General features: G+C 44.4%; 11 protein-coding genes. 10 read left to right on the top strand and 1 reads right to left on the bottom strand.

All coding sequences use genetic code 11. From position 1 onward, the window contains the following. Positions 1-678 (top strand): amino acid ABC transporter permease, encoded by a 678-nt coding sequence (locus tag ACFSUO_RS04140; protein WP_382391362.1) that lies wholly within the window; start codon positions 1-3, stop codon positions 676-678. Positions 679-725: 47 nt separating this feature from the next. Here the strand turns inward: ACFSUO_RS04140 and ACFSUO_RS04135 are convergent, their stop codons facing one another. Further along, positions 726-1976, bottom strand: coding sequence for an MFS transporter (locus ACFSUO_RS04135; RefSeq protein ID WP_382391360.1), 1251 nt, complete (start codon positions 1974-1976; stop codon positions 726-728). A gap of 263 nt (positions 1977-2239) precedes the next feature. Here ACFSUO_RS04135 and ACFSUO_RS04130 point away from each other — a divergent pair, with 263 nt between their 5' ends. From ACFSUO_RS04130 to ACFSUO_RS04090, 9 genes are all read left to right on the top strand, one after another. Next, positions 2240-2632 (top strand): OsmC family protein, encoded by a 393-nt coding sequence (locus ACFSUO_RS04130; protein ID WP_382391358.1) that lies wholly within the window; start codon positions 2240-2242, stop codon positions 2630-2632. A gap of 276 nt (positions 2633-2908) precedes the next feature. Continuing rightward, a complete protein-coding gene (locus ACFSUO_RS04125) occupies positions 2909-3730 on the top strand; it encodes a YfkD famly protein (protein ID WP_382391356.1) in 822 nt (273 codons plus the stop codon). 163 nt (positions 3731-3893) lie between these two features. Beyond that, positions 3894-5204, top strand: a complete 1311-nt coding sequence (locus tag ACFSUO_RS04120) for a Na+/H+ antiporter family protein (protein WP_382391354.1) — start codon at positions 3894-3896, stop codon at positions 5202-5204. Positions 5205-5265: 61 nt separating this feature from the next. Then, on the top strand, positions 5266-6066 hold the full coding sequence (pdaA, locus tag ACFSUO_RS04115; RefSeq protein ID WP_382391352.1) for a delta-lactam-biosynthetic de-N-acetylase: 801 nt from the start codon (positions 5266-5268) through the stop codon (positions 6064-6066). A gap of 404 nt (positions 6067-6470) precedes the next feature. Next, positions 6471-8048 carry an acyl-CoA synthetase MbcS gene (mbcS, locus tag ACFSUO_RS04110; RefSeq protein WP_382391350.1) on the top strand — a complete coding sequence of 526 codons (1578 nt, stop codon included), beginning with the start codon at positions 6471-6473 and terminating at the stop codon, positions 8046-8048. Between the two features lie 261 nt (positions 8049-8309). Continuing rightward, positions 8310-10442, top strand: coding sequence for an ATP-dependent Clp protease ATP-binding subunit (locus tag ACFSUO_RS04105; protein WP_382391348.1), 2133 nt, complete (start codon positions 8310-8312; stop codon positions 10440-10442). Between the two features lie 330 nt (positions 10443-10772). Beyond that, positions 10773-11642: a ComEC/Rec2 family competence protein gene (locus ACFSUO_RS04100; protein ID WP_382391346.1), complete on the top strand. Its 870-nt coding sequence runs from the start codon at positions 10773-10775 to the stop codon at positions 11640-11642. A gap of 156 nt (positions 11643-11798) precedes the next feature. Further along, the gene (locus tag ACFSUO_RS04095; RefSeq protein ID WP_382391639.1) at positions 11799-12644 is read left to right on the top strand and encodes an SPFH domain-containing protein; all 846 of its coding nucleotides are present in this window, start codon (positions 11799-11801) and stop codon (positions 12642-12644) included. A gap of 15 nt (positions 12645-12659) precedes the next feature. Continuing rightward, a complete protein-coding gene (locus ACFSUO_RS04090) occupies positions 12660-12842 on the top strand; it encodes a toxin-antitoxin system HicB family antitoxin (RefSeq protein WP_382391344.1) in 183 nt (60 codons plus the stop codon). Positions 12843-12943: the final 101 nt, after the last annotated feature.

Below are 12943 nucleotides of genomic sequence, written 5' to 3'. Positions count from 1 at the left end.
ATGAACGGATTTGATTTTGGCGGCGTTTTTGATGTGAAACTGGCATGGGAAAGCTTACCGTTTATACTTAAAGGACTGCCGGCAACAATTGGTGTTGCTCTGGCTGGAATGGCTCTTGGCCTTGCTTTAGGATTGTTTCTCGCATTGGCGCGAAGTTCTGCAAATGTCATTTTACGATGGCCCGCACGCGTTTACATTTCATTTATGCGCGGAACGCCAATTCTAGTGTTTCTGTTTATCCTGTATTTCGGCCTGCCGTATTTGGGAATTGAGCTTGGTGCAATCATGGCGGCATCCCTCGGCTTTGGACTGAACAGTGCTGCCTACATTGCAGAAATTGATCGTTCATCGCTGAATAGCATTAATGATGGCCAATGGGAAGCAGCTAAATCACTTAATTTAGGGTATTGGAGGACGTTGTGGCTGATTATTTTGCCACAGGCTGCAAGAATTGCCATCCCGCCATTGACGAACGTGTTCATGGATATAGTGAAAGCAACGTCACTAGCCGCTGTCATCACTGTCCCGGAATTGTTTCAGCGCACCCAAATTGTCGTTGGCAGGGAATTTGATGCCATGACACTGTATATATTAGTTGCATTGATTTATTGGCCAATTTGTATACTTATTTCTTTTATGCAGGACCGGCTGGAGGCCAGGTACAGCAGGTTTATATGATAAAAAAGGGCACTCGATAGGAGTGTCCTTTTTGCATGCCATAGCATTCAGCTGTATTGCACATGTTTGTCGCGTTTAACATAAATAGTAATGAACAGAACGGCAAGCATAAAGATGATGACGGTGAAAAACGATACACCCGGGAAAACGTCAAGAAACAGCCCACTCAGGAAAGGGCCGATAATGCTGCCAATGCTGAATGAAATGCCTATCATGAGGTTGCCCGCCGGGAGGAGTGAAGATGGCAATAAATCGGTCATGAACGTAATGCTCAGCGAAAACAGCGAGCCAATCAGCATACCCGAAACGGCAAATGAAATGAACAGTGCTATTACCGATGTTTCAAAAAACGCGGTCAGAAAGAAACAAGCACTGCCGCCTGCGATGACTCCGAGTAGGATCTTTCTTCTGCCGACTTTGTCGCTCAGCATGCCCAAAGGAATCTGCGTTATGATACTGCCCGCTGCAAAGCAAGGGATAATCAGTGATAACAGATCAACATCATGCCCGATACGAAGTCCATATACAGGAAAAATGCCATGCAGGGTTGCTTCCAAAAAGCCGTACCCAAATGCCGGCAAAAAAGCAACCCAGGCGATTTTAGCCGTTTGAATGAACCGGCTTATGGAACTTGTGCTTGTTGTGAAGTTATCGTCTTCTGGAAATTTGTTGCGGACAGCGAACATCAATGACCAGACAGCAAGGCTAAGCGCCGCTGACACAAGGAAGGGAAGCGCCTGATGGACTTCTAAAAGTCTTGTCATCAGTGGCCCAATCGTAAATCCGAGTCCGAATGACAATCCATAGTAGGATATGTTTTTCCCGCGTGATTCCTCGACGCTCGTTGTTGTGATCCACGTCTGCGTACCAAAGTGCAGCATGTTGTCCCCGATGCCAATCATGACACGCAGGATAAACCAGAACCATAGCGACTGCCAGACGGGGAAAAGTGCCAATGATGCAAAGACAAGCACACCGCCAAGCATGATAAGTGGCTTAAAACCGAATTTGCGGATTGGTTTTTCCATAAATGGCGATGCAATGAGCACTCCTATGTATAGTCCTGTTGCGTGCAGTCCATTAATCGCTGAGGAGACATCATTTTGTTCCAGGATAATACCCATCAGCGGCAGAATCATTCCCTGTGAAAAGCCAGAAATAAAGACAAGTGCTATGAGTATCCAAAATCGTGTTTTTGCCGAAACCATGTGCATCACCTGTTTTCGAAGGGTGCTAATCCGATTTTTAATGTACTTGTTCTCTTTTGAAAGGTCAACACAAATGATTTTATCACGCATTAACGGGCTGTAACACCTCACCTCTAAACGTGGAAAAGCCAGAGACGTGAAGATGGGGGATAAACAGCCCGGCCGATAAACGCGACGTCCTCGACAAAAAGAAAAGCACTTTTTCTCACGATGATGCTTTGCTGCCGCATCTTTCCCTGTCCTATGCGTCGAAACTCCCACTGATTGAAGTTTCACTTTATGAAAACATGTGTATTAGTGTACGATAAAGGGGAAGGAAGGTAGCAGGATCATATTATAAAGGAGCGAAAACGATGGATTTTCATTTGAAAGAAGAAGGCATGCGCATTGATCTTGAATATGGACAATTGGATATATCCGGAGATGAAACATATGGATTCCGGCCATTCCAGCTGATGGTCGCCTCCATCGCCGGGTGCAGTGCTTCGGTATTCCGTAAAATTTTAAAGAAACAGCGGACAGAAATTGCGGATCTGACTATCCAGACTAAAGTGGAGCGCAACCCTGATGAAGCGAATCGCATTGAGCGGATTGATCTGCATTACGTCATTAAAGGGTACAACCTGGATGATGATAAGCTGTACAAAAACCTGGCCCTTGCAAGAAAAAATTGTTCCATGGTCCGCTCTGTTGAGGATAGTATTACAATTGAAGAAACCCTCGAAACGATTGAACTGAGCCGCTGAAAATAAAAAGTATAATATCCATGTGTCCGAAAAAACTATACTTAAAAGCGTAAGCGACCGCCTAGCGACGTATGGACTGCGCCTGCGCATCGCAGGTGGTTCGGCGTTGTCGCGCATCGCGACGATTTTAGCCGAACTTCTTAACTGGCCGCACGGTGAGCATAAGTGAATCGCTGTTGACTTACCGGACGGAGGTGAAGGAAGTCCACTAGTCGCTGGTCGCTGGAGCTAGATAAATAAAAGCGTAAGCGACCTTTTATGAAAGGAATGGGACACATGAAAAAGTGGAAATACTTGATAATAGCTTTGGTTCTTGTACTCCTTTTTCCTATCAACGGCATGGCCGAAGAAAAAGAAAAGGATAAGGATAAAGCGGACGAAAAGTCAGAAGAAAAAGCAGAATTTGAAGTACCGAGCCATGTCCTGAACATTTCCAAAGAAAATACGTACCCGAACTCAACCGAGGATCAGGAAGTGGTTGAACCAAGTGATTTGACAAAAGAATTGATCGAAGGGGCGGATGTGAAGATTACCAACCCCGATCTGATCAAAATGCTTAATGAGACCTCCATTAACCCTTCTCCACTTGCTTTTGGGTACCGGGGAATGGTGTACATTGGTCGGTGGCCGCTGCATTATAAATCAGGTGAGACAACCATTAACTGGGAATACCAGAAAATAAACACGAATGAACTGAACAACATAGGCGGCGATTCTGAAAAGGAAATGCACTATAATCAAGAGAAAAAGAAAGAAATAAAAGGTGCACTAACGAACAAAATTGCCAACCCGGACGACATAAAAAAGATGATGCTGTTAAAGGCGAAGGATAAGGTGGAATTGCCGCTCGCCTATTCAGCTGTCGTTGGAAAAAATACGGAGAAGGAAAACTCGTACAGTGTGCCGCCGAAAAAATTCGGACAGCTCCAGGCATTCGCGCCGGCAGTGAACGAAAAAGGCCAAGTGACATTCGGCGAAGTGTACTTTAAGCTGAAAGGTCATGACAAATCCATTGTCGTAAAAAACGTGACTAAACAAGGAATCGGTTCATGGATACCGATTCAGGATCACGTTTCCTTCTCGTTTAAATTGGAATAACCAGAAACCCTAAAAACCCCGGGACTTCCGGGGTTTTTTAATGGGGCGTTTATAAATGTTGAGTGAATCTTTTCCATAAAAAAGTCATTTGAGGGGTTGATTTATTCGCTTCATTGCTTTATCATGATAAAGTATAAAAGGAAGGCAGAGAGGGGAAACGCAGATGGAATGGGTTGTGATCATATCCGTATTAGTGCTGACGATTCTCAGCTTACTGCGGGTCAATGTTATTGTTTCGATTATCGCTGCTGCTATAACGGCAGGTCTCTTGTCCGGGCTTAATGTGATTGAATCAATTGAACTGATGGTTAGCGGCATGGGTGGCCAGGCCAGCACAGCGTTAAGCTATATTTTGCTTGGTGCATTTGCTGTAGCGATTAGTTATACAGGAATTACAGCTATTTTAGTTAATTTTTTAATCAGAGTATTAACCGGGAAGAAAACGATGATGCTATTGGTTATTGCCGGCGTTGCATCATTGTCACAAAACCTTGTGCCGGTACACATTGCATTTGTACCGATTTTAATTCCGCCATTATTGAAACTGTTTGATGAAATGAAAATAGACCGCCGCGGTGTAGCAACTGCACTGACATTTGGTCTGAAGGCGCCTTATGTGATGATCCCGGCCGGTTTCGGTCTGCTTTTCCATGAAACAATTATGAATGGGATGACCGAGAACGGTGCTGACATTACAATTAGAGAAACAGCACTTTCCATGCTGATTCCGGGGTCTGGCATGATTGTGGGTCTTTTGATTGCGATCTTTTTCACGTATCGGAAGGAACGGGAATCTGTTCCAGGTGCGGGTGGAAGTGATGTGGATTTTACTGCGCCTGATACGAAAAACGTAACGTTTAATAAAAAACACCTTTTGACATTGGTGGCTATCATCGGAGCGCTGGCAGTACAGCTGGCATTCGGCAACTTAATTGCAGGTGCACTAACAGGACTGATTCTGATGTTTGCACTTGTCGTTGTCCCATTTCGAAAAGGAGAACAGGTCATGGCAGATGGTATTGCGATGATGGGACAAATCGCCTTTGTTATGCTGGTCGCATCCGGCTTTGGTAAAGTTTTGACGGAAACGGGCGCTGTTGATGCACTCGTGGAAATGTCGTCAGGTTTCCTTGGTGATAACCAGGGTGTGATTGCTATTATCTTACTTCTTGTTGGGCTGTTGGTAACAATTGGCATAGGATCGTCGTTTGGAACAATCCCGATTATTGCAGCGCTTTATGTTCCAATCTGTCTTGCTGCCGGATTTTCCACGATGGCCACGGCCGCGCTAATTGGTACTGCAGGTGCACTCGGGGATGCTGGTTCACCTGCTTCGGATAGTACGCTCGGTCCGACATCAGGCTTGAACGCTGACGGGAAGCACCACCACATTTGGGATACATGTGTACCAACATTCATCCACTTCAATATTCCACTAATTCTGTTTGGGTGGATTGCCGCAATGGTTCTGTAGATCAGAGAATAAAATAGATTGCTTATGGACAAAGTAAGGAAAAAATAAAGTGGGGTGCGCTATGCGAAAGGTTATTGCTTTAGCTGCGATGCTCTTCATGTTTTTCCTTGCTTTTTCTTCATTTCCGTCAGATGCCGGTGCGCAGAGCGGATATGGCTGGGGATTCAAGAAAAATGAAGAACATAAACTGCCGGACATTGGCAAATATAAGCAGATTCTCGAGGAGTATGGTGCTTATTACGCTGATGATTCCGGGGAAAAAGTATTGTATCTTACGTTTGATAACGGGTATGAGGAAGGATATACCGACAATATTCTTGATGTGCTTAATAAGCATAATGTGCCGGCAACGTTTTTCCTAACCGGGCATTACGTGGAAAGCGAGCCCGACCTTGTCAAACGAATGGTAGACGAAGGTCATATTATTGGGAACCACTCCTACCATCACCCAGATTTCACGGTTGTGACAAAGGAGACGATGCGCAAGGAACTTGAATCGCTCGAGGAGGCAGTTTCAAAGGTTTCCAGCCAGGAGGACATAAAATATTTGCGCCCGCCAAAAGGGATGTTTAATGAGAAAACGCTCAAATGGTCAAAAGAATTGGGCTACATTCATACATTCTGGTCGCTGGCATTCGTTGATTGGGACACAGGGGATCAGAAAGGGTGGAAATATGCGTATGAAAATATTATGGATAACATACATCCTGGAGCGGTCATCCTTCTTCATACCGTATCATCTGACAATGCCAAAGCACTGGATAAGCTGGTCACGACCCTTAAGAAACAAGGCTATCAATTTAAAAGCCTGGACCATATGGTAATGAAAGATATGCTTCCGCGTCCTATTTATGGGTATTGATTGACCGGGTTGAAGCAAAAACAGCAACGCAGCATGTGAAATGGAAAAAATATTTCACATGCTGATTTTTTTTGCACGGATTAGCGCAGCCACATGATACGGTTGTTACGATCTGTTACGGCTGGTCGTGGCGTGCTAACCGAAACCAATCGGGGAATTGTGAGTGGGTTTGAAGAGTGCTGGGTATTAATTTAGCAGTGTAATTGCTGATAAGGGTAAGAAAACCCTGATGGAGTGCGGAATCATCTCGGTCTCTCGGATTTTTCAGCTGTTTTCGATTGATTATTCATCAGCAGCGGGTTATTTAATATGAAACAGTCACACGTAAGCTTTTCAGTATGTTTATTTAAAATTTTCCCAAGGTTTGTTATACTAAATATAATTCTAAAATTGGAGTTGATAGGATGAAGCGGGAAGATTTGATTGCTCCGGAAACATATAACATTGTGATGGAAATGGAACGTTATGCAGCAGAAAGTCCTGGCAGACAAGCATTGATCTGGCATGATGAAGCTGGGGATACACAGGAGATTACGTATGGTCGTCTGATGAAAAATGTAAATAAAATTGGCAACGCTTTCATAGAGAAGGGGCTCAAGAAAGGTGATAAAGTACTCGTCATGATACCGAGGCTCATTGCGGCATATGAAACGTATCTTGCTGCTCTGAAAACCGGGATGATCGTCATTCCCAGTTCGGAAATGCTGAAAACAAAGGATCTGCAGTACCGGATCAGCCATGGGGAAGTGAGTGCGGTTGTCAGTTATTATCCGTTCGTTGATGAATTTAAGGATGTAAAGGAATATGATCAGCTGACATTGTTTACGGTCGGCGGCTCTGCTGATGGGTGGCATCATTTGGATGTGCTAAAAGCTGAAGCTTCCGATGAACTGGCAATGGCGGATACGTCCAGAGATGACGTTGCCTTTCTGCCGTATACGTCAGGAACCACCGGAAATCCAAAAGGGGTCGTACATACGCATGGTTGGGGATTTGCCCATTTAAAAACAGCACCGGCAAACTGGCTTTCCATTAATGAGGGAGACCGTGTCTGGGCAACAGCAGGTCCTGGCTGGCAGAAATGGATCTGGAGTCCATTTCTGTCTGTGCTTGGATGTGGCGCAACTGGTTTCGTTTATCTTGGCAAGTTCGACCCGAAGACATACCTCGGACTGCTGCAGGATTATGACATTAATGTACTGTGCTGTACCCCGACCGAATACAGACTGATGGCAAAAGTCGATAATCTGGCAGACTATCAGCTCCCAGCCCTTCGCAGCGCGGTATCGGCGGGTGAACCGCTCAATCGAGAAGTGATTGATACATTCCGGCATTATTTCAATATAACAGTAAGAGATGGGTATGGTCAGACAGAAAATACGCTCCTGCTTGGTGTCATGGAAGACATGGAAGTGAAACCGGGCTCCATGGGAAAACCGACGCCAGGCAATGAAGTGGAAATTATTGATGAAGACGGGCACCCGGTTCCACCAAATGAAATCGGTGATATTGCTGTTAAATTAGACAGCCCGGCACTGTTCCTTGAATATTATAAAGACCCTGAACGCACAAAGATGACCCAACGCGGTGACTACTACGTGACAGGTGATCAGGCATCAAAAGACGATGATGGGTATTTTTGGTTTGAAGGCCGGAGTGATGATATCATTATCAGTTCCGGCTATACGATCGGACCGTTTGAGGTGGAAGACGCATTGGTCAAACATCCGTCTGTCCAGGAATGCGCCGTCGTGGCAAGCCCGCATGAGGTCCGCGGCAATATTGTCAAAGCATTCGTCGTGCTGCAGGCAGATGCAGTTGACAGTCCGGATTTGGTCAAAGAACTGCAGAATCATGTAAAAGAATGGACAGCACCGTATAAATACCCAAGAGAAATTGAGTTTATCGATGAATTGCCGAAGACGGCATCAGGGAAGATCAGACGTGTCGAGCTGAGGCAGAAGGAAAAAGTAAAACAATAGTATTCCATTAGAAGCTGCTCCACGTTTGGGGCAGCTTTTTAATGGTAATAACACTAAGGAAAGACCTGAGATATAATATAGAAAACGTTCGTGGTACGACAGCTGCGCAAACAGATAAAATTTTTATCAAAAAAATTGAGCGTAGGTACTTGAAAGTCAAAGAAGGTCAGAGTATAATAACAATTGAAAGGTCAAAGAAAGTCAAAGTCAAAGTCAAAGTTAATGAAAAATGACCTTCACATAATAAAGGAGGAATCGGATATGCAATGTCAAAATTGTGGTATTCGTCCAGCAACAATAAACATGTCTATGCAGATTAACCAGCAAAAAATGAACATGCATCTATGTGATCAATGTTTTCACGAAATACAAAATGGTATGATGAGCGGTGACTTCAGTCATGGCCAGCAAGACAACTTTGCATCTGGCTTTTTCCAGGGCAATGGTGGCCAGGGCCAGGGATTCACTGGAACGAAAACGAAACAGCAATCCGGCAATGATAACAGCCTGCTGGAACAAATGGGCAAAAATGTCACCCATGAAGCCAGACAAGGAATGGTTGACCCAGTCGTCGGACGCGATAATGAAGTCAAACGCGTTATAGAAACATTGAACCGCCGGAATAAAAACAACCCGGTGCTAATTGGTGAACCTGGTGTCGGTAAAACAGCCATTGCTGAAGGACTGGCGTTGAAAATTACAGAAGGAAAAGTTCCTGCCAAACTGATGAACAAAGAAATTTACCTTCTGGATGTCGCTTCACTCGTAGCCAACACAAGCATGCGCGGACAGTTTGAGGAACGTATGAAACAGCTTGTTCAGGAGATGCAGCAACGAGACGATGTCATCCTGTTTGTCGACGAAGTACATCTTCTGGTTGGCGCCGGCACAGCGGAAAGCTCGCAAATGGACGCCGGCAACATACTGAAACCGGCGCTGGCACGCGGCGATCTCCAGCTGATCGGTGCAACGACCCTGAAAGAATATCGTGAAATCGAAAAAGACGCTGCACTCGAGCGCCGCTTCCAGCCGGTCATGGTGCACGAACCATCTGAGGAAGATGCTGTTGCCATTCTTAACGGCATTAAAGACCGGTACGAAAAATTCCATGAAGTGCGCTATTCCGATGAGGCGATCCGTTCATTTGTGACACTGTCCAAGCGTTACATCCAAGACCGTTATCTGCCGGACAAAGCCATCGACCTGATGGATGAAGTCGGCTCACGGCTTAACTTGGACAACGCCGAAAAGGATTCCGACTCCATTCAGAACAGGCTGAATGAAATCGTCCGTGAGAAAGAGCAAGCAGCAGAACGAGAAGACTATGAACGGGCAGCACACTTGCGTTATCAGGAAATCCAGCTGCAGAAACAGCTTGAAAAAGCAAAAGACGAACAGCAGGATATCGATGTGGATATTTCCGATATTCAATTGATTGTAGAGGAAAAGACCGGTATCCCTGTCACGAAACTGCAAGCAGATGAACAGGAAAAAATGCGGAATCTTGCTGAACAGCTTGGTGCAAAAGTCATCGGCCAGGATGAAGCAGTTCAGAAAGTGGCTAAAGCTGTTCGCCGCAGCCGTGCTGGACTGAAATCAAAGTCCCGTCCAATTGGTTCATTCCTGTTTGTCGGACCGACCGGTGTCGGAAAAACGGAATTGACCAAAGCACTTGCGGAAGAACTGTTCGGCACCCGTGATAGCCTGATCCGGCTAGACATGAGTGAGTATATGGAAAAACACGCTGTCTCGAAAATCATTGGATCACCACCTGGATATGTCGGACATGAAGAAGCCGGCCAGCTGACCGAAAAAGTTCGCCGGAATCCGTACTCCATCTTGTTGTTGGATGAAATTGAAAAAGCACATCCAGATGTGCAAAACATGTTCCTGCAAATTATGGAAGATGGCCAGCTAACCGATTCACATGGACGCACGGTAAGCTTTAAAGATACGGTTATCATCATGACCAGCAATGCGGGAACAGGCGAAAAACAAGTAAACGTCGGCTTCAACCGAGATGAACATGATTCTGTATCAACACTGGAAAATTTAAGTGGTTATTTCAAACCGGAATTCCTGAACAGGTTTGACAGCATCATCCAGTTCAATGAGCTGGAAGAAGACAGTCTCTTGCACATCGTTGACCTGATGCTTGCCGACCTTGAGGATACGATTGAAGCAAATGACATCTCCATCACCATTACCGATGAAGCCAAGGAAGAGCTGGTAAACATTGGTTATGACCGCCGATTTGGTGCACGGCCACTGCGCCGCGTCATCCAGGATAAAATCGAGGACCAGCTGACGGATCTGATCCTGGAAAATGAAGAAATAAAAAATGTGAAAGTATATGTAGACAATGGCGAAATTGTTGTTGGAAAAGACGAATAATCAATAAAGAAAAAAGGAAAGCCGCTGACTCGCTCAGCGGCTTTTTGTTTGCTGGTATGCGTGAATGGAGGATGAATGTGATAGGTATCAACCAAAGCATGGAAATATCAACCTGTTCGAGGAAGAATCAACCAAATTTGTGTCAGTATCAACCAGTATAAGGCAGATATCAACCAAAGCATGGAAAAAATCAACCTGTCCACATCTAAGACCAGTCCGAGTACAATGAAACTCCATCCAATTAGAAATATTTCCATTCATTCATGCGCATAATAGAACCCTCAATCCGTGAAAAAATAAAACATAACCAGAATTAAAAGGATGTTTTTTATGCACCGACATACAATCATATTCACGCTTACCATCATTTTTACTTCCATTTTAACGCCTTCAGCACACATACATGCAGAGCAGCAGTCAGATTTGGATGTACATTTTATTAATGTTGGGCAAGGGGACAGTATGCTGATTCAGACTCCTTCTGGCAAGAACATCCTCATCGATGGTGGCCGGCCAAAAGCAGGGAAAAAGGTCGTAAAGTTCCTGAAGGAGCAAAACGTCAATAAAATCGACCTTATGATCGCCACACACCCGGATATTGATCATATTGGCGGCTTGATTCAAGTTATGAAAACATTCGAAGTAAAACGGATACTCGATACCGGGAAGATGAATTCGACTAGAACCTATGCCAGATATGTCAGTCAGATTATAAAACAGCAAATTCCAATCGATATTGCTGAGCGGAATGATCTGATTAAACTGGATCCTAAGCTGAAAGTACGAATATTGAACACAAATAAAGGAACCAAATCAACCAATAAGTCATCGATTGTTATGAAAGTGACCTTCAAAGAATTGGATTTTTTGCTAATGAGTGATGTGGAAAAAGAACAGGAAAAGAAACTAATGAAAAAGTACAGCTTGGATTCGGAAATAATGAAAGTGGCTCATCACGGTTCACATACAAGCACCTCGCTGGAGTTTCTTAAGGAGGTTATCCCCGAAGCAGCCATTCTCACCTATGGCAAAAATAATAAGTTTGGCCACCCTGTTGACCGGGTTATGGAGAATTTGCGAAAAGTGGATACGGCCATTTATCCTACAGCAACGTTCGGCGATATAACTGTCCGAACCGATGGAGATGGGTATGTAATTATAAATGAAAAAAGTCCAGTCAGCAGTTTGGAAGTAGGCTAGGACTTAGGATAAAAACTTCGGCACCGTTTTATAGCGAATGCCGAAGTTTTTATTAGAAAAAATATTCGTAAATATAGGTTACAAAAATATACAATTGTGATATCATAATAATATAGAATTAATATAACTATTTAGGAAGGTGTGGTTATCACGGTGATACGAGAAAAAGAAGCGTGGATGATGAATGGGTATGCAGGTATTCTTGCAATTGCTGTCCTGTTGGCTGTTACCGTTTTAAGCTTTTTTGAGGAACATTTTGTTTTAGGTGCTATTAGTTTGGTGATCGCTATCGTACTCGGAAGCGGTATAACAGTGGTCCAGCCGAATCAGTCAGTTGTTGTTATTTTTCTTGGAAAATATATGGGCAGTATTCGAAAAGAAGGTATTGTTATAACAGTTCCATTTTCCGTCAGACGGACCATTTCACTCCGCGTTCGGAATTTTAACAGTCAAAAGCTGAAAGTAAATGATGTCAATGGGAATCCAATTGAAATAGCTGCTGTCATCGTATTTAGAGTAGTTGACGCTGCAAAAGCTGTATTTGATGTGGATCGATACGAAAAATTTGTGGAAATTCAAAGTGAAACAGCCATTCGTGCTGTTGCTACAAAATATCCATATGACACATTCACCGAGGATGAAATGACACTGCGTGGAAATGCGGAAGAAGTGTCCAGCCATCTGGCAAAAGACTTACAGGAACGGCTGACAGTTGCTGGGGTAGAAGTTATGGAAACGCGCCTGACCCATCTTGCCTATTCTACAGAAATTGCGCAGGCAATGCTTCAGCGTCAACAGGCAAGTGCCATTATCGCTGCCCGCAAGCAAATTGTTGAGGGAGCTGTTGGCATGGTGCAGGATGCCATTGAGCAGCTTGAGCAGGACGGCGCAGTCGAATTGGATGAAGAGCGGCGTGTTGCGATGGTTAATAATCTGCTCGTATCGATTGTTTCGGAAAGCGGTACACAGCCAGTCGTCAACACGGGTTCATTGTACCAATGATAAGCGAGGGTTTCGATGGCTAAAAAAAAGAATTTTCCATTAAGGATCGACCCGAAACTGTACGAAATCCTGCAATCCTGGGCAAAAGATGAATTCCGGAGTGTCAATAGTCATGTCGAGTTTTTACTGCGGGAATCAGCCAAAAAAGCTGGCCGCCTTCCGAAAACACAAGATAATAAAATCGGCGAAGATGAATGAAAACCTCGCACTGGTATAGGTGCGGGGTTTTTCGTGCGACGGGCAGTCGCACCTAGTGTAGATTACTACACTGAACTAACTTTTAAAGGATTGGAGTACGA

Origin of the sequence: Lentibacillus juripiscarius, assembly GCF_042685205.1 — a bacterium.
GTDB lineage: Bacteria > Bacillota > Bacilli > Bacillales > Amphibacillaceae > Lentibacillus > Lentibacillus juripiscarius.
The sequence above is the reverse complement of the archived record's forward strand: the minus strand, read 5'-3'. Positions and strand labels throughout refer to the sequence as shown.